Below are 24,215 nucleotides of genomic sequence, written 5' to 3'. Positions count from 1 at the left end.
ATCGCTCACGGTGGCTCACCGATCGGTCACGGTTTGCGCGGTCCTGCCCGCTGTCACCAGCGGCATCCGTGCGGTCACCGTCGTGCCCCGGCCCTCCTCGGAGGTGACTTCCGTCGTGCCTCCGTGGTTCGTCACGATCGTCTGGACGATGGTCAGTCCGAGCCCGGTGCCCGGGATGGCCTGGTCCACGGCGTTCGAGGCCCGGAAGAACCGGCTGAAGAGCTGCTGGCACTCCTGCTTGGGGATGCCGATACCGGTGTCGCTGACACTGAGGATCACCTCGCCGTCCTCCCGCGCGGCGCGGACGCGTACTTCCCCGCCGGTCGGGGTGAACTTCACCGCGTTGGACAGCAGATTCATCAGAACCCGGTCCAACTGGTCGCTGTCCGCCTCCAGTACGAGGGGCTCTTCGGGGCAGTCGGTCTCCAGCCGGACGGAAGCCGCCTCGGCGGCGGGCCTCATGGCGTCCACCGCCGAACTCACCAGCCGGCTCAGATCGACGTCCTCCCTCTGCGAAGTGAAGGCGCCGGACTCGATCCGGGACAGCGTCAGCAGATCCTCGATCAGCGAGCGCAGTCGGTTGGCATTGCGGTCGATGACGTCCAGCATGCGCCGCTGCGGCTCCGTGAGAGGGCCCGTGTCGTCGTCCGTCAGAAGCTCGACATATCCGACGATGCTGGTCAGCGGAGTCCGCAACTCGTGGGAGACGGTCGACAGGAAGTCGCTCTTGGCCCGGTCCAGCGCGCGCAGTTTCTCCACCAGGCTCGCTTCCTGCCCGTAGAGCATCGAGTTGTGCAGCGCCCGGCCGACACCGGTGGCCATCGACTCCGCGATGTCGATCTCCACGGCGTGCCAGACGTGCTCCGGGTCACTGCGGGAGAGGCATACGGCTCCGAGTGGCTCTTCCCCCACTCCGATCGGGGTCATCACGACCGAATACAGGCCGAGGGACCTGGCCGCGTCGCGATTCTCCTCCGGCAGGCCCGTCCTGCCGAAGGACCCGGGGGCGTCCGGCAGCGGTACACCGGCGGAGAGATATTCGGGGAGATTGTCGATGGACCAGGTCGCTCCTCGCCGGTAGTGGTCGCGGACCACCTCTGACGGGATGGGAGGGAGTGCCTGAAGCCCCCTGGCCGAGAGCAGACCTTGCTCCGCGCTCCATGCCCGGACCACCGGGACCACCTGGCTGTCCTCCTGGGTGAGCAGGATGAACACATGGTCGGCTTCCAGACCCTCGCCGATCCCCGCGCACGCCGTGTCCAAGACCTCATCCACATCGAGGCGTTCGCGGATCCGGATGCCGACCTGCCGGGCGATCTCCGACAGCCGGCGCCGCTCGTCCTCGATCTCGCGCAGCCGGTCCCCCTCGTCGGCGAGCGTGTTCACCGAGCGGGCCACCGCGCGGATCTCGGCGGGCCCGTGCTCCACCGCCCGTGCCGAGTACTCCCCGGCGGTGAGCAGGCCGAGTGTGTACTCCACGCTCTTGAGGGGCCGGACCAGCGCACGGGTGGTTCGCAGCGATGTGAAGACGGTGGCGCCCAGCGCCGCGAGCAGCAGGCCGGCGACCCACGCGGCGCTGACCCGGACGATCCTGTCGGCATGCTCGTCCATCCGCTGGACGTCCTCGCTCAACCGGACCTCAAGCTCGTGGTTGGTGGCCGCGAACGCGTTGTACCGGACGGCGCCCTCGCGGGTGAGCCGCGCCGCCTGCTCGCTTCTCTGTGTGACTCCCGCCTGTTGGTCGGCGATGCGCACATATGCCTGGAGCTGCTGTGCCTGTGTCCTCAGATTCCGGTCGGTCGCGGGATCGCCGTGCTCAAGGGCGGAGGCGAGTACGGCCGGGTATGCCTGGCGTGCCGCCCGGTAGGCATCCAGCAGCTTCTGATCGCCGGTGAGGAGATAGCCGCGCATGGAACGCTGCATGTCGGAAGCCTCGCCGTGCAGCCGCAGATTGTCGGCGAGGGCCGGCTGTGTCCGGTCGACGATCTCGTCGCTCGCCCCGTGGCCGATGAACGTGGCGGTCAGCACTCCCGCCCCGACCAGCAGGATGAGGCCGGTCATCACAGAGAAGGCGATGCCGAGCCGTCGCGTCACGGAGTCGCCGCCACGTCCTCTGCGTCCGCTCATGCACGATCACCTTCGCTCGCTCGCGCCTCGTCGGACTCGGTGAATCCGCTGCGGGTCATGGAGCCCCACACCTGCGGAGCGCCGCGCAGCGCGTCCCACATGCCACGCAGTCGCCACCACGCTGTGAGCTGGCGGTATCCGAGGTTCTCCGCGATCGCGCCGACCACGGCGCCCCAGATGTCCCGCGACCGCGCGAAACGGTGGAAGGCGTATTCCTCCACCGCGAGCGAAACCAGGCTGACGACCAGGGCGTAGCCGTACGCAACGAGAAGGAAGCGCCACAGGAAGTCCGGATCGACCGCTCCGACCAGCAGGCCCACGGGTACCAGGACGAGACCGGCCAGTTCGACGACCGGGGCGAGCAGCTCGAAGACCACGTAGAAGGGCAGCGACACCAGCCCGATCCGGCCGTACCGGGGATTGCCGATCATGCGGCGGTGCTTGAGCAGGAGTTCTGTCAGCCCGCGATGCCATCGCCGCCGCTGTTTCCCCAGGATCTTCGCGGTGGACGGCGCCTCGCTCCAGGAGATCGGCTCGCTGACGAAGACGATGCGGTAGTCGCGGCCCTGGTCACGCAGATACCGGTGCATACGGACGACCAGCTCTGCATCCTCGCCGATGCAGTTCGCGTCCATGCCGCCCACCGCCACCACCACGTCCCTGCGGAAGAGACCGAAGGCGCCGGCGATGACCAGCAGGCCGCCGATCTTCGACCACCCGGTACGTCCGAGCATGAAGGCCCGCAGATACTCGACCACCTGGATGCGGCCCAGCAGCTCCTGGGGCACGCGGGGCTCGACAACCCGGCCCGCGACGACGGTGCAGCCGTTGGCGATGCCGACCACGCCGCCGGTGGCGACGACTCGCATCGGGTCGTCGCAGAACGGCTTGGCCACCGCGAGCAGCGACTCGGAGTCCAGGATCGAGTCCGCGTCGACCATGCACAGCAGCGGATAGCGCGCCAGGTTGATTCCGGCGTTGAGCGCGTCGGCCTTGCCGCCGTTCGCCTTGCGAGCCACCACGAGCGGCACCGGTCCGCCCCTGGGGAGATGGACCGACTCCACCGCGCCGCGCACCTGTACGTCGTCGGGCACGACGCGGTCCACTTCGACGAGGCCGAAGGCCCCCCGGAGCGCATCCAGCGTCCCGTCGCTGGAGCCGTCGTCGACGACGACGACCTCGAAGACCGGATAGCGCAGCAGGAGCATGGCCCGGACCGCCTCCGCGATTCCCGCCTCCTCGTTGTACGCGGGCATGATCAGCGACACCGGCGGGGTGAAGGGGCTCGCGGAGGTGTCGTCGTAGCCTGCGAAGGGCGCCCGGCGCAGCCTTCTGACGAGCTCTCCCACGGCGAGGAGGATCAGCAGCAGATAGCTGGTGTTGATGAGGGCGAAGTACGTGAGGATCGCGCCGTCACTCACCGCGATCAGGGTGCGCGCCGCGTCAATGAGCCATCCCGACGACTCGTCGCTCGCCAGGCTCCAGGCGCCGGTCGCGTTCACCGGGCTCAGGATGTCGGCAGCGCTCCCCACACTCACAGGACCACCTCGGCCGTGGGAGCGGAGGACGCGCCCACGGCAGCCGACTCCGCGAGGGCCCCCCTGGCCTGCGCCGCCGCCCGGTCGCCCGGGCGGCCCTCGGCAGCCGCCCGCAGGTCGGCACTGCCCGCCTCGCCGAGCCGCAGCAGCGACCGGGCCGCGGTGGCGGCCACATGATCATCCGGGTCGCCGAGCAGCTCCCGCAGCCGGGCCGTGGCGGCCACGGCACCCAGGCTGCCCAGGGCCCCGGCGGCCACCGTGCGCAGGGCGACCGGCTGACCGGGGTCCACCGCGGTCAGCAGCGGCTCAAGGCCGTCGGGCATGCCGAGCCTGCCCAGCGCGCGGGCGGCCTTGATACGCACTTCCGCATGGCTGTCCTCGCTCAGAGCACGCGCGATCTCGGCGGTCCTGGAGACCCCGCCGATCGCGCCCAGCGTCTCGATCGCGACGGCCCGGACCAGCGGCTCGGGGTGGTGCAGGCCCGCCGCGATGCTTCGCAGCGCCTCCGGCCCGAAGGACGTCAGCGCCCGGGTGACCACGGCGGGCGGCACGGTCCGCGGTCCGTAGAGGCACTCCAGCAGCTGTGGAACGACCGAGGGTTCTCCGATCAGACCCAGCGCCCGCGCGGCGACCAGCCGCACCTCCGGGTCGTGGTCGTTCAGCAGGCGGCACAGGGGTGGTGCCGCGGGCCGGTGGCGCAGCTGGCCGAGCACTTCCGCGGCGCGACCCCGGCGGGCCGCGCCGCGGCGGCCCAGATCCGCCACGGCATGCGCGGTGGCCCCACGGCGCTCGAACAACTGGATGAGCGCGGTCCTGGCCTGTCCGGTGATTTTGCCGAACATCACCGCCACCGTTGGCTCCAGAGCCCCCCAGGTGCGGTCGTCGAGCTCCGTGAGCCGGTCCAGCGCCTCTGTCTGCTCGTCCTCCTCCGCGCACAGGAGCTCCAGCAGCACCCCCCTCACCGGCGCCACGATCCGGTCTCTCCGGCGATGCCGGTACCGGCGGACGACGCGCAGGCCGACGATCAGTACCCCCAGCAGCACCACGACGGACGTCAGGCACAGCAGCGCGCCGGTGACGAGTCCGGTGGCGATCACCGCGTGGCCCTCGTGAGCACGGCCTGGACGCGGCTGCTCAGCTCGCGCGGACTGAACGGCTTGATGATGTAGTCGTCGGCTCCAGCGGCGAAACCCGTCTCGACGTCTCCCTCCTGGGAGCGGGCAGTGATCAGGATGACGGGGAGTGACGCGGTCTCGGGCGCCGCGCGGAGTTCGCGGCACACATCCAGGCCTGACATGCCGGGCATGCGTATGTCGAGCAGGGCGACATCCACCGGCTCGCTGCGCGCTGCCTTGAGCGCGGCCATGCCGTCCTCCACGGCGATGACCTCATAACCGCTCTGGGTCAGTTTGAACGCGACGAGGTCCCGTATGTCGCCATCGTCATCGGCTATGAGAACTCGAGGCATTACGTCTCCTGGGATGCGGAATTCCGGAAGGAGTCGATGAGGCGCATCACGCTCGAGCGCCGGAAGGGTTTGGCAAGCATCGCGTCCACTGCCAACTCGGTCACGTCCTCCGGGTCGAGCACTGTGGAGACGACGAGGTGGCACGTGCTGGTACGGGTGTCCGCGCGCAGTCTGCGGATGACTTCCCGGCCGTCGATACCGGGCAGCATGATGTCGATGATCGCCATGTCGGGCGGGTCGGCAAAGGCGCGTTCCAGGCCTTCTTCACCCGTGTCCGCGACCGCCACCTGGCACCCCAGCCCACTGAGATGACGCTTCAGCAGGGCACTGACATCCACATTGTCTTCGATCACGAGTACGCGCGGAGTGCCCATAACTGTCCTTAGTCACGGAAGTATCGCGTCACCTGCCCTCAAGATAGGTGCCTTTTGTCGCGCATGCCACATTTATGATCACTGAGGGTGACGAAAGGGGCGGGCGGAAACGTCGGCCAAGTCGGCGGAAAGATACGTGGGTTGGACAACGGGCTCATCACGGTGCGTAGTTGTGTGACGCGGTACGACATCACGCAACTCGCGTCTGCTCAGCGCTCCGAGAGGGGTGCCGGAGCCTCCTGGACGACCCAGCCGTTGCCGTCCGGGTCCTGGAAGAACATGAACGAGTTCCATGTCTCGCCCGGGCCGTCCTCCCAGCCGCCCGCGCCCACGTGCTGGATCTCGCTGACGTCCACCGACCGCTCGACGAACGCCGCGCGGGCCGCCTCGATGTCCGTCACGCACAGTTGGAGGCCCTGGAGCGAGCCGGGGGCCATCGGGGTCTGGCCGGGGCTGCCCGGGAGGCCGCTGCCCATGGAGACGGAACAGCGCGAGCCCGGCGGGGTCATCTGGATGATGCGGATGCCCGGGGCCACCTCCTGGTCGAGGTCGACGTTGAAGCCGCAGCCCTCCGCGTAGAACTCCTTCGACCGGTCGAGATCCGTGACCGGGATCATGATCACTTCAAGGGTCAGTTCCATCGGTTCTGCCGGTGCCATCGGTGGAGCTCCTCTACTCGGTGAACTGCCAACGGGTCTGGCTGTACGGGCTCTTCGCGAAGCCGAAGGCCGTGCGCGGTTCCACGCGGAAGACCAGCGCGGTGCCGCCCTGGTGCACGAATACGCCGTCGCGGACCTCGAAGGTCCAGTCCGAGCCGTACTTCTCGACGTACGCCTCCGCCAGCGCGCGCAGTCGTGTCTCGTCGCTCACACGCTCCGCCGAGCCCTCGACCACCACGTCGTAGCCCTCATCGAGGGCATTGGCCCCGGTGGTGAGGACCACCTCCCGATTGTCGCGGAGGTTCTTCGCCTTGCGCTCGTCGGCGCCGGTACAGAAATGCAGCCCGCCGTCGTGCCAGACGGCGATCAGCGGGGTGACATGCGGACGGCCCTGGGGGCGCACGGTCGACAGCCAGTAGACCTCGGCCGCCTTCAGGCGCTCGACCGCATCGGCCCACTCGTCGGCGGTGGCCTTTTCGTCGCTGTAGCGGGCGTCCAGCTTGGTCACGGGTTCGTTCTCGGGCATGGCGTGGTCCTTCCGGCTCGGGTCACCGAATGTGCAGACTGCGGCCGGCGCCCTTATTCATCGCCCGGCGGGCCGTACAGGGGCCTAGGCTCGAATCAGTGCTCTGAATCGGGCGCGACGGTCCCTGAGCGGGCAGGACGGGAGACGACGGGATGACGGTGTCGGGGCGCAGAAGCAGTACCTTCACGCGACTGCTGCGGCACGGCTTCACCGATCCGTCCGCCGCAGAGGGGCTCCTGGGCCTCGCCGACATGGCCTCCGTACGCTCCGACCCCGTCCTCCTCGACGCGCTCGGCGCCGTCGCCGACCCCGACCTCGCGCTGCGCGGCCTCGTACGGCTCGTCGAGGCGCAGCCCCCGGACGGCCGGCAGGGCCTCCTCGACACCCTGATCACCGCGAAGCCCCTGCGCGACCGGCTGCTCGGCGTGCTCGGCACGTCCGAGGCGCTCGGCGACCATCTCGCCCGCCACCCGCGCGACTGGCAGGCGCTCATCACCTACGAGGCGGCCGATCTGCACCCGGGCGTCGCGGACTTCGAGCGCGGACTCGCCGATGCCACCGACACGGTGTCGCTGCGCGTCGCCTACCGGCGGTGCCTGCTGTCCATAGCGGCCCGCGACGTGTGCGGTACGACCGATGTCGCCGAGACCGCCGCGGAGCTGGCCGATCTGGCCACGGCCACCCTGCGCGCCGCCCTGGCCATCGCCCGGGCTTCGGCGCCCGGCGACGCGGCGCAGTGCCGGCTGGCCGTCGTCGCCATGGGCAAGTGCGGCGGCCACGAACTCAACTACGTCTCCGACGTGGACGTAATCTTCGTCGGCGAACCCGCCAACGGCGCCGACGAGAGCAAGGCCATGCAGGCCGCGACCCGGCTGGCCTCGCATCTGATGCGGATCTGCTCCGAGACGACCGTCGAGGGCACCATCTGGCCCGTCGACGCCAATCTGCGGCCCGAGGGACGCAACGGCCCGCTGGTGCGCACCCTGTCCAGCCATGTCGCGTACTACCAGCGCTGGGCCAAGACCTGGGAGTTCCAGGCCCTGCTCAAGGCCCGGCCGGTCGCCGGGGACCCGGGCCTCGGCGAGGACTACATCGAGGCAGTGTCGCCCATGGTGTGGCAGGCCGCCGAGCGCGAGAACTTCGTCCCGGACGTGCAGAAGATGCGCCGCCGCGTCGTCGACAACATCCCTGCGGCCGAGATCGAACGCGAGCTCAAGCTCGGCCCCGGCGGGCTGCGTGACGTCGAGTTCGCCGTACAACTGCTGCAACTGGTCCACGGGCGCAGCGACGCGACACTGCACAGCGGCACCACGCTGGAGGCCCTGCGGGCGCTGGCGGCGGGCGGCTATGTGGGACGCGCGGACGCCGCCCAGATGGATGCCGCGTACCGCTTTCTGAGAGCCATGGAGCATCGCATCCAGCTGTACCGGCTGCGGCGTACGCATCTGGTGCCGGAGGCCGAGGCCGATCTGCGGCGCCTGGGGCGTTCGCTCGGGCTGCGTACGGACCCGGTCGCCGAGATCAACAAGGAGTGGAAGCGACACGCGGCGGTCGTACGGCGGCTGCACGAGAAGCTCTTCTACCGGCCGCTGCTGGACGCCGTCGCACAGCTCACGCCCGGCGAGACGCGGCTCAGCCCGAAGGCGGCCGGGCAGCGGCTGGAGGCGCTCGGTTACGTGGATCCCGCGGCGGCCCTGCGGCATCTGGAGGCGCTCTCGTCCGGTATGACCAGGAAGGCCGCTATCCAGCGGACCCTGCTGCCGGTGCTGCTCGGCTGGTTCGCGGACTCGGCCGATCCGGACGCCGGTCTGCTGGGCTTCCGCAAGGTGTCCGACGCGCTGGGCAAGACGCCCTGGTATCTGCGGCTGCTCCGCGACGAGGGCGCGGCGGCGGAGAACCTGGCGCGCGTGCTGTCCGCGGGGCGGCTCGCCCCCGACCTGCTGCTGCGGGCGCCCGAGGCGGTGGCGCTGCTCGGCGACCCGGAGGGCCTGAAGCCGCGCGGCCGCGAGCACCTGGAGCAGGAGATCCTGGCGGCCGTCGGGCGCGCCGACACTGCCGAGGGAGCCGTGGCCGCGGCGCGTGGCGTACGCCGGCGGGAGCTGTTCCGTACCGCGGCGGCCGACCTGATCGGTTCCTACGGCACCGAGGAAAGCCCCGCCGAGGCGGACCCGGGCGCGCTCGTGGACCGGGTCGGCGGCGCTGTCACCGACCTCAACGCGGCGACCATCGCGGGCGCGCTGCGGGCCGCGGTACGCGAAGAGTGGGGCGACGAGCTGCCGACACGGTTCGCGGTCATCGGCATGGGGCGCTTCGGGGGGCACGAGCAGAGTTACGGATCCGACGCGGACGTGCTCTTCGTCCACGAGCCGCGCGAGGGCGTGGACGAACAGGAGGCGACGCGGGCGGCGAACGCGGTCGTCACGGAGATGCGCCGCCTGCTCCAACTGCCCACGACGGACCCGCCGTTGTTGATCGACGCGGATCTGCGGCCGGAGGGCAAGAGCGGTCCGATGGTCCGCACGCTCGCCTCCTACGAGGCCTACTACCGGCGGTGGTCGCTGGTGTGGGAGAGCCAGGCGCTGCTGCGCGCGGAACCGATGGCGGGGGACGAGGAACTGGCGCGGCGCTTCATCGACCTGATCGACCCGTTGCGGTATCCCGCGGAGGGGCTCGGGGAGGACGCCGTCCGCGAGATCCGGCGGCTGAAGGCCCGGATGGAGTCGGAACGCCTGCCGCGGGGGGCGGACCCCACGCTTCACGCGAAGCTCGGACGCGGCGGGCTGAGCGACGTCGAATGGACGGTCCAGCTCCTCCAGATGCGCCACGGCTGGGCGGAACCCGGGCTGCGCACGACCCGCACCCGCGAGGCCCTGCGGGCGGCACACGCGGCGGGCCTGATCGACACGGAGGACGCGCAGATCCTCGACGAGGCGTGGGTACTGGCGACCCGCGTCCGCAACGGCGTGATGCTGGTCCGTGGCCGCCCGGGCGACACGTTCCCCTCGTACGGCCGCGAGCTGGCGGCGGTGGGGCGGTACCTGGGGTACGGGCCGGGGGTGACGGGGCGGGAGCCGCACATGGGCCACAGCGGGGACATGCTGGACGACTACCGGCGGATAACGCGGCGCGCCCGTGCGGTGGTGGAGGCGCTGTTCTACGGAGCGTAGGGGAGCGGCCGGGGGGCGTGGGCTCAGCGGGGGCTGACGCCCCCGCGCTCCCTCGGCGCTCCCTCGGCGCTCCTTCGGCGCTCGCTTCGAGGCGAGCGCCGCGCGGCTTATCTCCTGGCGGTGAGGCGGGGGAGCCGGCAGACCGGCCGCTCCGGCTGCTCCACCAGCTGCGGCAGCTGGTGTGGAAGCGCCCGGTACCAGGCGTACGAGACGGCGAAGCCGAAGGCCAGACAGATCATGCCGCCGACCGCGTCCAGCCAGAAGTGGTTGGCCGTGGCCACGATGACCACAAGGGTGACCACCGGGTAGAGGACGCCGAGGATCTTCGCCCACGGCGCGGAGGCCAGCGCCACGATGATGAGGCCGCACCACAGCGACCAGCCGATATGCATGGACGGCATCGCGGCGTACTGGTTCGACATGTTCTTCAGGTTCCCCGAGGCCATCGAGCCCCAGGTGTGATGGACCAGCACCGTGTCGATGAAGCCGTGGCCGTTCATCAGTCGCGGGGGAGCGAGCGGATACAGGTAGTAACCGACGAGAGCCACCGCGGTCGTTGCGAAGAGCGCCATACGCGCGGCCGCATAACGGCCCGGATGGCCGCGGTAGAGCCAGACCAGCACGCCGATCGTCACAATGAAGTGCAGCGTCGCGTAGTAGTAGTTCATCGACACGATCAGCCATGTCACCGAGTTCATGGCGTGGTTGACCGACTGCTCGAAGGCGAGGCCCAGGGAGTGCTCGACGCCCCAGATCCAGTCCGCGTTGCTCAGGGCCGCGGACTTCTGCTCCGGTACCGCATTGCGGACGAGTGAATACGTCCAGTAACTGACCGCGATCAGGAGTATCTCGAACCACAGCCGTGGACGGCGCGGTGAGCGCGCTCGACCGCTCGGCGCAGACGTCGACGCCGGGCGTTCCTCGTCCACGATGGGTGACGGGGTGGCCGTCCGGCCTTCCAGTGTTTTCACGGTCGCTTCACCCATGGGGAGAGAGTCTGCCAGATTCGCGTCCCACACCGATCATCCCTCGGTCTGGTTCAGTACGCATTCTCTCCACCCTATGGACTACTGCGTCTCCCAGTCACCCCGCGGGGCGCTGTACGGGCCCCGAAGCGGTTGAGCCCCGTACCACCAGCTCAGGCATGAAGACGAACTCGCTGTGCGGGGCGGGGGTGCCCCCGATCTCCTCCAGCAGGGTCCGGACGGCCGCCTGGCCCATGGCCAGGACCGGCTGCCGGATCGTGGTCAGCGGCGGATCGGTGAACGCTATGAGCGGGGAGTCGTCGAAGCCCACCACGGAGATGTCGCGAGGCACCTCCAGGCCGAGACCGCGCGCGGCCCGGATCGCGCCGAGCGCCATCATGTCGCTCGCGCAGACCACGGCCGTGCAGCCGAGACCGATCAGGGCGCCGGCGGCTGCCTGGCCTCCTTCGAGGCTGTACAGCGAGTGCTGGATCAGCTGCTCGGACTCCTCGGCGGTCAGGCCGAGTTGGATCTCCATGGCCTGCTGGAAACCCTCGATCTTCCGCAGCACGGGGACGAAGCGCTTGGGGCCGACCGCGAGCCCGATCCGGGTGTGGCCGAGGGAGACGAGGTGGGTCACGGCCAGGTGCATCGCGGCCCGGTCGTCGGGGGAGACGAAGGGGGCTTTCACCTTGGGCGAGAAGCCGCCCAACAGGACATAGGGGACACCCTGGCCGCGCAGCTGGTCGTAACGCTGCATGTCGGCGGTGGTGTCCGCGTGCAGGCCCGAGACGAAGATGATCCCCGAGACCCCGCGGTCCACCAGCATCTCGGTGAGTTCGTCCTCGGTGGAGCCGCCCGGGGTCTGGGTGGCCAGCACCGGTGTGTACCCCTGCCGGGTCAGGGCCTGGCCGATGACCTGGGCGAGCGCCGGAAAGATCGGATTGTCGAGCTCGGGCGTTATCAGGCCGACCAGTCCCGCGCTGCGCTGCCGCAGGCGCACCGGGCGCTCGTATCCGAGGACGTCGAGCGCCGCGAGTACGGATTCACGGGTGGCCGCGGCCACACCGGGCTTGCCGTTGAGCACGCGGCTGACTGTGGCTTCACTGACCCCCGCCTGGGCTGCGATGTCGGCGAGCCGTGCGGTCACGGGATTGGACTGTACCGGTCGCATGTCAGATTGCCCACCAGACGCAGGAATCGGCCGGAATACGAGCTGTGTCTCCCGATGGTTCCATACCGTCGGAGGAGAGCAACAGCCGTCCCGGCAACGGGATTTCGATGACGGATCCGGTGGTGTTGAGTGTGCAGACCAGGCCCGGCCGGGACAGTGCGAGCAGCCCCTCGGGCCCGGGCAGCCAGCGCATCGGACCGGCCGGAAGCCGGCGCCGCAGCTCCAGCGCCGAGCGGTAGAGCTCCAGCGTCGAGCACGGGTCGCCGGTCTGGGCCTCGACGGACAGCTCCCGCCAGCACCCGGGCTGCGGCAGCCAGCTGGATCCGGGGCCGAAGCCGTACGACGAGCCTTCGGCGGTCCAGGGAATCGGCACCCTGCAGCCGTCACGGAAGCCGTCCTGGCCCGCTGCACGGAAGAAGGCGGGGTCCTGGCGCACCTCGTCGGGCAGTTCGGTGACCTCGGGCAGGCCGAGCTCCTCGCCCTGGTAGACGTACGCGGAGCCGGGGAGCGCGAACATCAGCAGCGCGGCCGCGCGGGCCCGGCGCAGGCCGCGCCGCCCGCCGCCGTAACGGGTGGGGTGGCGGACCACGTCGTGGTTGGAGAGCACCCACGTGGTGGTCGCTCCCACCGACGCGGTCGCGGCCAGTGACTCGTCGATCACGGCGCGCATCGCCTCCGGGTCCCAGGGGCACCGCAGGAACTGGAAGTTGAAGGCTTGGTGCAGTTCGTCGGGGCGCACGTACAGCGCGAGCCGGTCCGGGCTCGGTGCCCAGGCCTCGGCCACGCCGATCCTGTCGCCGGGGTAGGAGTCGAGCAGCCTGCGCCAGGAGCGGTGGATTTCGTGCACGCCGTCCTGGTCGAAGAAGGGCAGTTTCTGCGAGCCGATGAGCCTGGCCTGTTCTTTGTGGCCGATGTCCGGCAGTCCGGCCGCCTTGACCATGCCGTGCGCGACATCGATCCGGAAACCGTCGACGCCGAGGTCCAGCCAGAAACGCATGACCGACTCGAACTCCTCGTGGACCTCCCGGTTCTCCCAGTTGAGGTCCGGCTGCTCGGGGGCGAAGAGATGGAGGTACCACTCGCCGTCCGCCGTGCGGGTCCAGGCGGGGCCGCCGAAGACCGACTGCCAGTCGTTGGGCGGCAGCTCGCCCGCCGGGCCCTTGCCGGGCCGGAAGTGGTAGCGCTCGCGGGCCCGCGCCGCCGACTGGCCCGTCGGGCCCGCGAGCGCTGCCCGGAACCAGGGGTGCTGGTCCGATGTGTGGTTGGGGACGATGTCCACGATCACCCTCATGCCCAGCTCGTGGGCGGTGCGTACAAGATCGTCCGCGTCGGCGAGGCTCCCGAAGAGCGGGTCGACGGCCCGGTAGTCGGCGACGTCGTAGCCGCCGTCGGCCTGCGGGGAGGCGTAGAACGGCGTGAGCCACACGGCGTGGATGCCCAGCTGCGCGAGATACGGAAGCCGCTCGGTGGTCCCGCGCAGATCACCGATGCCGTCGCCGTCGCTGTCGGCGAAGGAGCGCACGTACACCTGGTAGATGACGGCATCGCGCCACCAGCCGCGGCCCTGGTTGGAAGTGCTTGCAGCAAGCGGCCTCTCGGCCGCGGTGGGGGCGGGAAGGCCGACGGCGGAAGTGAGCTCGTGGGTCATTCAGGGTCCCTCTCGTCAGGTCCGGGGCGGGGGGACGTACAACTAACGAGGTCAACGTGGGTACGGGGCCGGTGGTGACGGTGCTCAGGGGTCCAAAATAACAGCCCTGCAAGAGCTTGCGAAAGTAGTTGCAGCCCACTGCGGAGCGCCGCGGACAGCAGAAACGGCCGCCGTCAAGCGATGCGTCGGCAACTGTCAGGACACGTGGATGTAACGATCCTCTGCTCTTGCAGAAAATTGCCGCAAGGTCTTTCGACTCTCTTTCATCCTTGTTACGTTCTGGCCCGAACCCGGCGCCGCGAGGGAGCGGTCGGCAGGGGGCCAAGGTCGCCTCCGCCATCTCGGGCATCTCTGAAGGAGTTCACATGCGGCGTGGCATAGCGGCCACCGCGCTGGTAGCGGCCCTTGCACTGGCAGCGACGGCGTGCGGCGGAGACGACAGCGGCGACAAGGCCTCCGGCCCGGTCACCCTGACCTGGTGGGACACGTCGAATGCGACGAATGAGGCGCCCACGTACAAGGCGATGATCGCCGAGTTCGAAAAGGCCAACAAGGACATCAAGGTCAACTACGTCAACGTCCCGTTCGACCAGGCGCAGAACAAGTTCCAGACCGCGGCCGGCAGCAAGGGCGCCCCGGACATCATCCGCGCCGAGGTCGGCTGGACCGCCTCCTGGGCCAAGTCGCAGTTCCTGGCCCCGCTCGACGGCACGGACGCGCTGAAGCAGTCCGAGGACATCACCCCCTCGCTCCTCAAGCAGGCCCAGTACGAGGGCAAGACCTACGGTGCCCCCTTCGTCACCGACTCCCTCGGCCTGATGTGGAACAAGGAGATCCTGAAGAAGGCGGGCTACGACAAGGCCCCGACCACCTGGGAAGAGATCAAGACGGTCTCCAAGGCGGTCAAGGAGAAGGCCGGAGTCGACGGCTTCCAGCTCCGCGCCGACGCCTACTTCGAGCTCCCCTTCCTCTTCGGCGAGGGCACCGACATGGTCGACGCCGCCTCGAAGAAGATCACCGTCAACTCGCCCGAGGCCGTCAAGGCCGTCGACGCGAGCAAGGCCCTCCTCGCCTCGCCGGGTGTCGCCAAGCTCGATGTGACCGCCGACTCCTACGCCCACATGATGGACGCCTTCAACACCGGCAAGGTCGCGATGATCGTCCAGGGCCCGTGGGAGCTGACGAACATCTACAAGGGCGCCGCGTTCAAGGACAAGGCCAACCTCGGCATCTCCGGCGTCCCGGCCGGCGCCACCGGCAAGGCCGGCGCCCCGACCGGCGGCCACAACCTCTCGGTCTACGCCGGCTCCGACAAGGCGCACCAGGCCGCGGCCCAGAAGTTCGTCGGCTTCATGACCTCGGGTGCGACCCAGGCCAAGATCGCGCTGAAGAACGGCACCCTGCCGACCCGCACCTCCGCCTACACCGCCGAGGTCAAGGCCACCCCGGGCATCGCCGAGTTCCAGGCGATCCTCGCCGGCTCCGCCCGGCCCCGTCCGGAACTGCCGGAGTACAGCTCGCTCTTCGCCGACCTGGGCACCAACCTCACCGCGATCCTGCAGGGCAAGGTGAGCACCCAGAAGGGCCTGGACACCACCGCCGAGTCCTACAAGAAGCTGCTCAAGGACTTCTCCTAACACTGCCGCCCGTGGTGGTACGGCCGGCAGACCCCGGCCGTACCACCACGGCGCACTCCGTACACCCTCCTGAGAATCTGTCGTAAAGGTGCCGAAGATGACCGTCGCCGTCGAGGGCGGAAGCGAGAAGACCCGGCGTGGCCCAGCTCCGCGCCGCGGGCCGATCAGCCGTATCAGGCAGTCGTACAACCGCAATTGGTACGCCTGGGCGATGGTGGCCCCGGTGGTCGCGGTCATCGGCGTGCTCGTGCTCTATCCGCTGATCCGCGGCATCTATCTGTCGCTGACCGACGCCAACAGCAACAACGTCGGCAAGACGATCGGCGTCAACAAGATCCCCGACAGCTTCTCCTGGGTGGGTTTCGACAACTACGCGGAGATCCTCTCCGGGGGCGACCACCAGTTCTGGCCCCACTTCACCTGGACCATCGTCTGGACCGTTGTCTGTGTGGCCCTGCACTACAGCATCGGCATGGGGCTCGCCCTGCTGCTCAACCGCAAGCTCCGCGGCCGCACCTTCTACCGAATGGTCCTGATCCTGCCGTGGGCCGTGCCGACCTTTGTCACCGTCTTCGCCTGGCGGCTGATCCTCGCCGACGACGGTGGCATCCTCAATATGGCGCTGGAGTCGCTGCATCTGCCCGCCCAGCCCTGGCTCAGTGACCCCTTCTGGCAGCGGACCGCCGCCGTCATGGTCAACACCTGGGTCGGCGTCCCCTTCATGATGGTCTCGCTCCTCGGCGGTCTTCAGTCGATCCCGCCGGAGCTCTACGAGGCCGCCGAGGTCGACGGCGCGACGCCCTGGCAGCGCTTCCGTCATGTGACCGTTCCCGGCCTGCGTTCCGTCAGCAGCACGGTCGTGCTGCTCGGGATCATCTGGACCTTCAACCAGTTCGTCGTGATCTTCCTGCTGTTCGGCGCAACCGGAGCGCCCGAGGCACAGATCCTCGTCACCTGGGCCTACCGCCTCGGCTTCGGCCAGGACCCGCGCGACTACGCCGGCTCCGCCGCGTACGGCGTCATCATCCTGTCGATGCTCATCGTCTTTGCCTCCTTCTACCGGCGCTGGCTGGCCCGCAACGAGAAGGCCGCCTGACGGCCGCCCAGGCCGTCGAGCAACAACACCAGCCATGACGAAAGAGAGGGGAGCGACCCCCATGAGCACCACCGCAGATGCCCCGGTCGCGGCCGCCGAACGGGCAGCCGCCGTCCCGCCCCGCAAGCCCGCCGCGGGCAAGCGGCAGCTGAAGCGCGGCGAGCGGCCCCGTTCCGCATCCGTGCTCATCCACACCGTGCTGATCGCCGCCGCATTCATAGCGGCCTTCCCGATCTGCTGGATCGCCTGGATCTCGCTCGGCCCGGACAAGACCGACTACCTGCACCCGGGCGACATCGCCGACAAGATCAGCTTCGAGAACTACACGACGGTCCTCGGCGACACCGAGTTCCTCCAGTGGTTCGCCAACTCGCTGATCGTCGCGCTCGGTACGTGCCTGCTCGGCGTCTTCATCGCCGCCAGTTCGGGCTACGCGGTCTCCCGCATGCGCTTTCCCGGACACCGCCAGCTGATGTGGACCTTCCTGGTCACGCAGATGTTCCCGGTCGCCATCCTCATGGTGCCGCTCTACAACATCCTGGCCAACATGGGTCTGCTGGACACCTACCTGGCGCTGATCCTGGTCTACTGCACCACGGCGATCCCGTACTGCGCCTGGCTGCTCAAGGGGTACTTCGACACGATCCCCAGGGAGATCGACGAAGCCGGCCGGGTCGACGGCCTCTCGCCCTTCGGCACCTTCTACCGGCTGATCCTGCCGCTCGCCCGGCCGGGCCTGGCGGTCGCCGCGTTCTACACCTTCCTCACCGCCTGGGCCGAGGTCGCCTACGCCTCGGTCTTCATGCTCAGCCAGGACAAGTACACCCTCGCCGTGGGCCTCACCAGCTTCATCAGCGAGCACGACACCCAGTGGGACCTGATGGCCGCCACCTCCGTGCTCATCGCCATCCCCGCGTCGCTGTTCTTCTATCTGGTCCAGCGCCACCTGGTCACCGGTCTCACCGCCGGCGCCGCCAAATCCTGACCCGTACGCCCCGGGGCACCCGGCCCGCATTCCGGCCGGGTGCGCCCTGCTGTCCGACGTTTCGCCCGAACCGCTGCACCGAGCCTCCGAGCCTCCAAGGGATCGAGAATGACCCAGTACCTGGCTGACGCCCATCACACCGCCGACCGGACCGCTTCGGCTGACTGGTGGAGAAGCGCCGTCATCTACCAGGTGTACCCCCGCAGCTTCGCCGACGGGAACGGCGACGGCATGGGCGACCTTCCGGGCATCCGCAGCCGGCTGCCGTACCTGAAGGACCTCGGTGTCGACGCCGTCTGGCTCAGCCCCTTCTACGCCTCCCCGCAGGCCGACGCCGGATACGACGTGGCCGACTACCGCGCCATCGACCCGATGTTCGGAACGCTGCTGGACGCCGACGCGCTGATCCGCGACGCCCACGACCTCGGCCTGCGCATCATCGTCGACCTGGTGCCCAACCACTCCTCCGACGCGCACGAATGGTTCAAGCGCGCACTGCGCGAGGGCCCGGGTTCACCGCTGCGCGAGCGCTACCACTTCCGGCCCGGCAAGGGCGCCGACGGTGAACTGCCGCCCAACGACTGGGAGTCCATCTTCGGCGGCTCCGCCTGGACCCGTACACAGAACCCGGACGGCACCCCCGGCGACTGGTACCTGCACCTCTTCGCCCCCGAGCAGCCCGACTTCAACTGGGAACACCCGGCCGTCGCGGACGAGTTCCGCTCCATCCTGCGCTTCTGGCTCGACATGGGCGTCGACGGTTTCCGCATCGACGTCGCCCACGGCCTGGTCAAGGCGGCCGGTCTGCCCGACATAGGCTCCGGCGACCAGCTCAAACTGCTGGGCAACGACGTCATGCCGTTCTTCGACCAGGACGGTGTCCATGAGATCTACCGCGCCTGGCGCACGATCCTCGACGAGTACCCCGGCGACCGTATCGCGGTGGCCGAGGCATGGACCCCGACCGTCGAGCGCACCGCCAACTACGTCCGCCCGGACGAGCTGCACCAGGCTTTCAACTTCCAGTACCTGGGCACCCATTGGGACGCGGCCGAACTGCGCGCGGTCATCGACCTGTCGCTGAACGCCATGCGGCCCGTCGGTGCCCCGGCCACGTGGGTGCTCTCCAACCACGACGTGACCCGGCACGCCACCCGCTTCGCGGGTCCGCCCGGGGGCACTCAGATCCGCGAGGCCGGTGACCGCGAACTCGGCCTGCGCCGGGCCCGCGCCGCCACCCTGCTGATGCTGGCGCTGCCCGGCTCCGCCTACCTCTACCAGGGCGAGGAGCTGGGCCTCCCCGACGTCACCGATCTGCCCGACGACGTACGCCAGGACCCGGCCTTCGGCCGCACCGAGGGCCAGGACGGCTTCCGTGACGGCTGCCGGGTGCCGATCCCCTGGACCGCCGACGGCTTTTCGTACGGCTTCGGCACCGGCGGCAGCTGGCTGCCCCAGCCGGAAAGCTGGGCCGCGCTCAGTGTCGAGGCGCAGACCGGCGTGGCGGGCTCGACCCTGGAGCTGTACCGCAGCGCGCTCGCGACGCGCCGGGAGCATCCCGCGCTCGGCGCGGGCGACGCGGTCGAGTGGCTCGAGGCGCCCGAGGGCGTGCTCGCCCTGCGGCGCCCGGGCGGCTTCGTCTGCACCGTGAACACCACGGGTGCGGCCGTACGGATCCCGGCACCCGGCCGCGTCCTGCTGGCCAGCACCGCCGTGGAGCCGGCGGGCGGCGAGGCCGAACTGCCCGCAGACAGCACTGTGTGGTGGACTCGGTGACCATTCCCCCCGCGCGGGGCGAGGCGTCGCGGAGCGGCGGGGTCCAGACCGGCGCGGCCCCGCGGCTCGCGGACATCGCGGCCCAGGCCTCGGTCAGCGAGGCGACGGCCAGCCGCGTCATGAACGGCAAGCCGGGCGTCGCGAGCGGTACCCGCCAGCGGGTGCTCGCGGCGCTCGACGTGCTCGGCTACGAGAGGCCCGTACGGCTGCGGCAGCGCAGCGCGGGCCTCGTCGGGCTGCTGACCCCCGCGCTCACCAACCCGATCTTCCCCGCCTTCGCCCAGGCCGTCGAACAGGTCCTGGCCGGGCACGGCTACACGCCGCTCCTGTGCACCCAGCTGCCGGGCGGCGCGACCGAGGACGAACTGGTCGAACAGCTCCAGGAGAGCGGTGTCAACGGCATCGTCTTCCTGTCCGGCGTGCACTCCGACACCGCGGCCGATCACTCGAGGTATGCCGAACTCGCCGACCGGGGCGTTCCGTTCGTCCTCATCAACGGCTACAGCGAGCACATCAACGCGCCCTGCGTCTCCTGCGACGACCGGGCGGCGATGCGGATGGCCGTACACCATCTGGCCGAGCTGGGACACGAGCGGATCGGTCTCGCGATCGGCCCCCTGCGCTATGTGCCGGCGGGCCGCAAGGCCGAGGGGTTCACGGACGCCCTCGTCGGCATCCACGGCTACACCGCCGCGGCGGCCGAACAGCTGGTACAGCGCTCCCTGTTCAGCGTCGAGGGCGGCCATGCGGCGGCCGGAGCGCTGCTGGACAAGGGATGCACCGCGATCGTCTGCGGCAGCGACATGATGGCCCTCGGCGTGACCCGGGCGGCCCGGGAGCGTGGCCTGGGCGTGCCGTACGACCTCTCGGTGGTCGGCTTCGACGACTCGCAGCTGGTGGCGTTCACCGATCCGCCGCTGACGACGGTTCGGCAGCCGGTGAAGGCGATGGCCGCGGCGGCGGTGGGTGCGCTGCTGGAGGAGATCCAGGGAAGTCCCGTGCAGAGTACGGAGTATGTCTTCCAGCCGGAGCTCGTGGTCCGCGGCTCGACGGCGCAGGCGAGGCGGTAGGCCGGGGCCGGGCGGAATCCATCGCCCGTCCTCCTCTCCTACGGCCTTGCGGCCGTGGCCCGCGGACCGCGCGCCGGTGGAGGAGGCGCAGCCTGCCCGCACGTGCGTTCGGTGCGGCTGAGGGCGACATCCCAGCGCTGTTTCTGCGCAGCTGTGATCAGCCTGCCGACGTCATTGGCGATACCGCACGCGCAAACGACGACGCACAGGAAGGGCTTTCTCTCGGGAGCGCTCGGCTCAGTCACGCGCAAACCCCCAGGGCAACAGCCGGTCGATGTTCGATCAGCTTCTCCCCAAGGGCCGCTGGCCCCAAGCTGCTCATCGCCCAGAGGCTGCTGGTCTGGCGGGCCCACCGCCACAGAGGGTCGCCCATGTCCACAGGGGTGTGGAAGGACAGCACCTGGATGCCATGGGCGTCCAACGCCTGGGTATCGAGGTAGCGCCAGCCGCCCGAGCCGCAGAGATAGTGAGTGCTCCTGGTGGCCGCAGCGAGGTCGGCGATGCGCCGAGTGCAGCTGCTCGGCTGGTGACGACCAGCCGTACTAGATCCACCACGGGTGGCACCCGTGCCGCCCGCTCGTTCCACCCCCTCAGTGCCGCCCCGGCCGTACCCTGGCCGGGGCGGCTTTCCCCGTACCCGAGCACCCTTGAGGAACCGCGCGTGTCCATGTCCCGCATCCCGTTCGAGCAGCTTCCCGCCGACGTCCGCCGAGCCGTCGCCGACAAGAGCGGCGCCGTTCACCAGGCGGTGACCCTGCAAGGCGGCATGAACTCCGGCATCGCCTCTGTCCTGGAGACGAACGGCGGCCGGGTCTTCGTGAAGGGCATCCCGGCCGACCATCCCCAGGTCGCTGCCCAGCGCCGCGAGGCTGCCGTCGCGCCGTACCTGCCGGCATCCTGTCCCCGCTTGTACTGGCACCTGGAGTTCGGTGGCTGGAGCTTGCTCGGCTACGAGGTGATCGACGGCCGCCACGCCGACTACACGCCAGGATCGCCCGACCTGCCGCTCGTGGAAACCGCGCTTGTCGAACTGCAGGGCGTTACAGCACCCGCCGGCATTGGGATCAAGGACGCCGTCGGCCGGTGGGCGGACTACGCACCGCCAGGTACGCTGCACTACTTCGAGGGCAACACTCTCCTGCACACCGACTTCGCCCCGGACAACGTCCTGATCACCGGTGTCGGCGCACGACTCATCGACTGGGCCTGGCCGACGCGAGGGGCGGCCTGGATCGACCCCGGCGCACTTATCCTCCAGCTCATGGACGCCGGGCATTCCGTGGAGGAGGCCCTCGCCTTCGCAAGTCGGTTCCCGTCCTGGGGGGACGCAAAGGCCGAGGCACTCGCGGCGTTCAGCTCGGCCACGGCGGCTCTGTGGCGGGAGATCGCTGAAGTGGACGGGACTCCATGGAAGTTGGGGATGGCGGAGCGGGCGGCGGAGTTCGCGCGCATCCGGGACTGGGCCCTGTAGACGCTAGGTACTGGTAACGGGGGACGCCTTCGGGCGGACTTGCCCGGCTCCCAGCCGTGCTCGCGTCGACGAGGGTGTCGGGGACGCTTGGGGCTGGCAACGCCGAATAGAATAGGACTACACGCTCGTGTGGAACTGAGGGCACATCCAGGGCACCTGAGCCCGGGAAACGGCGTTGAGCTGTGAGAACTACGGAGAAGAGTTTCCCCGGGTCAACACACATTCCACCGAGAAACCCCAGGTCAGCACCCCGCCGCTCCCAATCGCTGCACCGGTGGCTTCGCCTCCGGACCCCGGCGCCTGCTTCGCGGCGCGACCTGGGGCTTCGACCCCGGATCACCGCGTCTCAAGCGCCGGTCGGAATCCAGCCCGTCCGGCGTTTGAGGACATGCGGCCGAAGGCCGCATACGGGGTCTGGGGCGGAGCCCCAGTTACGGGAAAGGGCGGGGTGGGGAACAGGCCCGCCGCAGGTCCGCCGTCCGGGTCGGCGTCCCCCGCCGCCAGGGACCGCCGGACCGGACCGGCCGGCCGGGCGCGTGGGGCCCGGGAATGCCGGGCCCCCGGCCGACCGGCCCGGAGTCATGGTTGAACGTAACACCACTGCAAGCCTTGCGAAAGGTCTTGCAACGAGGAAACGGCAAGATTTCCACGGTGCTACGGCCACGTGTCCAAAAGGGTTGACCCCGGCCCCCCATCCTCGTACGGTCGCGACCGCAATAACTTTCTGCGTTCTTGCAGCAAGAATCATCAGCACCACAAAGGCCTTACGGGCATGGCGCGTTGCCGGGCAAGGCTCACCGTCACCCGCATTCCCCCACGTATGCACAGTGCTGTGCAGGAGGACATATGGCCAGCAGACCTCTTGCTGCCGCGCTCGCCCTGGCGGCGGGCGCGGCAGTCGCAGTGATCGCGCCACCGGGAGCCGCCCAGGCGACACCGCCCGGCGACAAGGACGTGACCGCCGTCCTGTTCCAGTGGAACTTCGCCTCGGTCGCCAGGGCGTGCACCGACCAGCTCGGCCCCGCGGGCTATGGATTCGTCCAGGTCTCCCCGCCCCAGGAGCACATCCAGGGCCCGCAGTGGTGGACCTCGTACCAGCCCGTCAGCTACAAGATCGCCGGCCGTCTCGGTGACCGCGCGGCGTTCAGCAGCATGGTGAGCACCTGCCACGCGGCAGGCGTCAAGGTCGTCGTCGACAGCGTCATCAACCACATGGCATCCGCCTCCGGCACCGGCACGGGCGGTTCGAGCTACGAGAAGTACAGCTACCCCGGCATCTACTCCGGCGCGGACATGGACGACTGCCGGTCGACGATCACCAACTACCAGGACCGCGCAGACGTCCAGAACTGTGAACTCGTCCAGCTCGCCGACCTGGACACCGGTGAGGACTACGTCCGCGGACGCATCGCCGCCTACCTGAACGATCTCCTCACGCTCGGCGTCGACGGCTTCCGTATCGACGCGGCCAAGCACATGCCCGCCGCCGACCTCGCCGCCATCAAGTCCAGGCTCAGCAACCCCGGCGTGTACTGGAAGCAGGAGGCGATCTACGGCGCCGGTGAGGCCGTCTCGCCCAGCGAGTACCTGGGCAACGGCGACGTCCAGGAGTTCCGTTACGCCCGCGGCCTCAAGCAAGTCTTCAACAACGAGAACCTCGCCTACCTCAAGAACTACGGCGAGGGCTGGGGCTTCATGGAGTCCGGGAAGTCGGCGGTCTTCGTCGACAACCACGACACCGAGCGCGGCGGCGACACCCTCTCCTACAAGGACGGCGCCAACTACACGCTCGCCAATGTCTTCATGCTGGCCTGGCCGTACGGCTCCCCGGACATCCACTCCGGCTACGAGTGGTCGGACAAGGAGGCGGGGCCGCCGAACGGCGGGGCGGTGAAAGCCTGTTACAGCGACGGCTGGAAGTGCCAGCACGCCTGGCGGGAGATCTCCTCCATGGTCGCCTTCCGGAACACCGCGCGCGGTCAGGCCGTGTCGAACTGGTGGGACAACGGCGCGGACCAGATCGCCTTCGGGCGCGGCTCGAAGGCGTATGTCGCCATCAACCACGAGGGGTCGTCGCTGACCCGGACCTTCCAGACCTCACTGCCTGCCGGCGACTACTGCGACGTGCAGTCCGGCAGGGGCGTGACGGTGAACGGCTCCGGCCAGTTCACGGCGACGCTCGGCTCGGACACGGCGGTCGCGCTGCATGTCAACGCCCGTAACTGCGGGTCGAGTTCGGTTGCCGGTGCGTCCTTCAACGTCAACGCGACGACGGTGTCCGGACAGAACATCTACGTCACCGGCAACCAGCCGGCGCTCGGCAACTGGAACCCGGCGAGCGCGCTGAAGCTGGACCCGGCGGGCTATCCGGTCTGGAAGCTGGACGTCGCGCTGCCCGCGGGGACGGCGTTCGAATACAAGTACATCCGCAAGGACGCGGCGGGTGCGGTGACGTGGGAAACGGGCGCGAACCGTACGGCGACGGTGCCGTCGAGCGGCTCGGTGACCTTGTCGGACACGTTCCGCACGTAGCG

The 24,215-nt window shown here is 69.5% G+C and carries 18 protein-coding genes; 8 read left to right on the top strand and 10 right to left on the bottom strand.

Features of this window, described 5'->3' with window-relative positions:
* Positions 1 to 15: 15 nt before the first annotated feature.
* The 7 genes from FBY35_RS27755 to FBY35_RS27725 all read right to left on the bottom strand — a co-directional run bounded on the left by FBY35_RS27755 (position 16) and on the right by FBY35_RS27725 (position 6,692).
* Positions 16 to 2,127, bottom strand: coding sequence for an ATP-binding protein (locus FBY35_RS27755; RefSeq protein ID WP_142216701.1), 2,112 nt, complete (start codon positions 2,125 to 2,127; stop codon positions 16 to 18).
* On the bottom strand, positions 2,124 to 3,665 hold the full coding sequence (locus FBY35_RS27750) for a glycosyltransferase family 2 protein (protein ID WP_222123163.1): 1,542 nt from the start codon (positions 3,663 to 3,665) through the stop codon (positions 2,124 to 2,126). The genes FBY35_RS27755 and FBY35_RS27750 overlap by 4 nt, the downstream gene beginning before the upstream one ends.
* Positions 3,662 to 4,762 carry a HEAT repeat domain-containing protein gene (locus tag FBY35_RS37810; protein ID WP_142216700.1) on the bottom strand — a complete coding sequence of 367 codons (1,101 nt, stop codon included), beginning with the start codon at positions 4,760 to 4,762 and terminating at the stop codon, positions 3,662 to 3,664. The genes FBY35_RS27750 and FBY35_RS37810 overlap by 4 nt, the downstream gene beginning before the upstream one ends.
* On the bottom strand, positions 4,759 to 5,133 hold the full coding sequence (locus FBY35_RS27740; RefSeq protein WP_142216699.1) for a response regulator transcription factor: 375 nt from the start codon (positions 5,131 to 5,133) through the stop codon (positions 4,759 to 4,761). Before FBY35_RS27740 ends, FBY35_RS37810 begins: the two co-directional genes overlap by 4 nt.
* Entirely contained in the window at positions 5,133 to 5,507 is a 375-nt protein-coding gene (locus tag FBY35_RS27735) for a response regulator (protein ID WP_142216698.1), read from the bottom strand. Before FBY35_RS27735 ends, FBY35_RS27740 begins: the two co-directional genes overlap by 1 nt.
* 209 nt (positions 5,508 to 5,716) lie before the next feature.
* Positions 5,717 to 6,148, bottom strand: a complete 432-nt coding sequence (locus tag FBY35_RS27730; RefSeq protein ID WP_142218201.1) for a VOC family protein — start codon at positions 6,146 to 6,148, stop codon at positions 5,717 to 5,719.
* 31 nt (positions 6,149 to 6,179) lie between these two features.
* Entirely contained in the window at positions 6,180 to 6,692 is a 513-nt protein-coding gene (locus FBY35_RS27725) for a pyridoxamine 5'-phosphate oxidase family protein (RefSeq protein ID WP_142216697.1), read from the bottom strand.
* Positions 6,693 to 6,844: 152 nt separating this feature from the next.
* Between FBY35_RS27725 and FBY35_RS27720 the strand changes: the two genes are divergently transcribed.
* Entirely contained in the window at positions 6,845 to 9,859 is a 3,015-nt protein-coding gene (locus FBY35_RS27720) for a bifunctional [glutamine synthetase] adenylyltransferase/[glutamine synthetase]-adenylyl-L-tyrosine phosphorylase (RefSeq protein ID WP_142216695.1), read from the top strand.
* A gap of 107 nt (positions 9,860 to 9,966) precedes the next feature.
* Here the strand turns inward: FBY35_RS27720 and FBY35_RS27715 are convergent, their stop codons facing one another.
* From FBY35_RS27715 to FBY35_RS27705, 3 genes are all read right to left on the bottom strand, one after another.
* Positions 9,967 to 10,845, bottom strand: coding sequence for a phosphatase PAP2 family protein (locus FBY35_RS27715; protein WP_142216694.1), 879 nt, complete (start codon positions 10,843 to 10,845; stop codon positions 9,967 to 9,969).
* A 97-nt stretch (positions 10,846 to 10,942) separates the two neighbouring features.
* Positions 10,943 to 11,974: a LacI family DNA-binding transcriptional regulator gene (locus tag FBY35_RS27710; protein ID WP_142216693.1), complete on the bottom strand. Its 1,032-nt coding sequence runs from the start codon at positions 11,972 to 11,974 to the stop codon at positions 10,943 to 10,945.
* A 25-nt stretch (positions 11,975 to 11,999) separates the two neighbouring features.
* Positions 12,000 to 13,646, bottom strand: coding sequence for a glycoside hydrolase family 13 protein (locus FBY35_RS27705; RefSeq protein ID WP_142216692.1), 1,647 nt, complete (start codon positions 13,644 to 13,646; stop codon positions 12,000 to 12,002).
* A 365-nt stretch (positions 13,647 to 14,011) separates the two neighbouring features.
* On the opposite strand from FBY35_RS27705, the gene FBY35_RS27700 reads away from it, so the two are divergent.
* The 7 genes from FBY35_RS27700 (at position 14,012) to FBY35_RS27660 (ending at position 24,213) form a co-directional block, all read left to right on the top strand.
* On the top strand, positions 14,012 to 15,283 hold the full coding sequence (locus tag FBY35_RS27700; RefSeq protein WP_142216690.1) for an extracellular solute-binding protein: 1,272 nt from the start codon (positions 14,012 to 14,014) through the stop codon (positions 15,281 to 15,283).
* Between the two features lie 97 nt (positions 15,284 to 15,380).
* Positions 15,381 to 16,379, top strand: a complete 999-nt coding sequence (locus FBY35_RS27695; protein ID WP_142216689.1) for a carbohydrate ABC transporter permease — start codon at positions 15,381 to 15,383, stop codon at positions 16,377 to 16,379.
* A 61-nt stretch (positions 16,380 to 16,440) separates the two neighbouring features.
* Entirely contained in the window at positions 16,441 to 17,364 is a 924-nt protein-coding gene (locus tag FBY35_RS27690; protein ID WP_142216688.1) for a sugar ABC transporter permease, read from the top strand.
* Between the two features lie 108 nt (positions 17,365 to 17,472).
* Positions 17,473 to 19,140 carry a glycoside hydrolase family 13 protein gene (locus FBY35_RS27685; RefSeq protein WP_142216687.1) on the top strand — a complete coding sequence of 556 codons (1,668 nt, stop codon included), beginning with the start codon at positions 17,473 to 17,475 and terminating at the stop codon, positions 19,138 to 19,140.
* Entirely contained in the window at positions 19,125 to 20,210 is a 1,086-nt protein-coding gene (locus FBY35_RS27680; protein ID WP_399208971.1) for a LacI family DNA-binding transcriptional regulator, read from the top strand. Before FBY35_RS27685 ends, FBY35_RS27680 begins: the two co-directional genes overlap by 16 nt.
* A gap of 667 nt (positions 20,211 to 20,877) precedes the next feature.
* Positions 20,878 to 21,681, top strand: a complete 804-nt coding sequence (locus FBY35_RS27665; protein ID WP_260848963.1) for an aminoglycoside phosphotransferase — start codon at positions 20,878 to 20,880, stop codon at positions 21,679 to 21,681.
* Between the two features lie 846 nt (positions 21,682 to 22,527).
* Positions 22,528 to 24,213 carry a carbohydrate-binding module family 20 domain-containing protein gene (locus FBY35_RS27660; RefSeq protein WP_142216685.1) on the top strand — a complete coding sequence of 562 codons (1,686 nt, stop codon included), beginning with the start codon at positions 22,528 to 22,530 and terminating at the stop codon, positions 24,211 to 24,213.
* Positions 24,214 to 24,215 lie beyond the last annotated feature (2 nt).

Source organism: Streptomyces sp. SLBN-118 (assembly GCF_006715635.1).
GTDB lineage: Bacteria > Actinomycetota > Actinomycetes > Streptomycetales > Streptomycetaceae > Streptomyces.
The sequence above is the reverse complement of the archived record's forward strand: the minus strand, read 5'-3'. Positions and strand labels throughout refer to the sequence as shown.

What these genes read in the sequence shown, in the direction of transcription:
- FBY35_RS27715 (WP_142216694.1), bottom strand. Translation starts at nt 10,845, where the DNA reads ATGGGTGAAGCGACCGTGAAAACACTGGAAGGCCGGACGGCCACCCCG.
- FBY35_RS27690 (WP_142216688.1), top strand. Translation starts at nt 16,441, where the DNA reads ATGAGCACCACCGCAGATGCCCCGGTCGCGGCCGCCGAACGGGCAGCC.
- FBY35_RS27755 (WP_142216701.1), bottom strand. Translation starts at nt 2,127, where the DNA reads ATGAGCGGACGCAGAGGACGTGGCGGCGACTCCGTGACGCGACGGCTC.
- FBY35_RS27705 (WP_142216692.1), bottom strand. Translation starts at nt 13,646, where the DNA reads ATGACCCACGAGCTCACTTCCGCCGTCGGCCTTCCCGCCCCCACCGCG.
- FBY35_RS27740 (WP_142216699.1), bottom strand. Translation starts at nt 5,133, where the DNA reads ATGCCTCGAGTTCTCATAGCCGATGACGATGGCGACATACGGGACCTC.
- FBY35_RS27695 (WP_142216689.1), top strand. Translation starts at nt 15,381, where the DNA reads ATGACCGTCGCCGTCGAGGGCGGAAGCGAGAAGACCCGGCGTGGCCCA.
- FBY35_RS27735 (WP_142216698.1), bottom strand. Translation starts at nt 5,507, where the DNA reads ATGGGCACTCCGCGCGTACTCGTGATCGAAGACAATGTGGATGTCAGT.
- FBY35_RS27720 (WP_142216695.1), top strand. Translation starts at nt 6,845, where the DNA reads ATGACGGTGTCGGGGCGCAGAAGCAGTACCTTCACGCGACTGCTGCGG.
- FBY35_RS27700 (WP_142216690.1), top strand. Translation starts at nt 14,012, where the DNA reads ATGCGGCGTGGCATAGCGGCCACCGCGCTGGTAGCGGCCCTTGCACTG.
- FBY35_RS27660 (WP_142216685.1), top strand. Translation starts at nt 22,528, where the DNA reads ATGGCCAGCAGACCTCTTGCTGCCGCGCTCGCCCTGGCGGCGGGCGCG.
- FBY35_RS27730 (WP_142218201.1), bottom strand. Translation starts at nt 6,148, where the DNA reads ATGGAACTGACCCTTGAAGTGATCATGATCCCGGTCACGGATCTCGAC.
- FBY35_RS27685 (WP_142216687.1), top strand. Translation starts at nt 17,473, where the DNA reads ATGACCCAGTACCTGGCTGACGCCCATCACACCGCCGACCGGACCGCT.
- FBY35_RS27725 (WP_142216697.1), bottom strand. Translation starts at nt 6,692, where the DNA reads ATGCCCGAGAACGAACCCGTGACCAAGCTGGACGCCCGCTACAGCGAC.
- FBY35_RS27665 (WP_260848963.1), top strand. Translation starts at nt 20,878, where the DNA reads ATGTCCCGCATCCCGTTCGAGCAGCTTCCCGCCGACGTCCGCCGAGCC.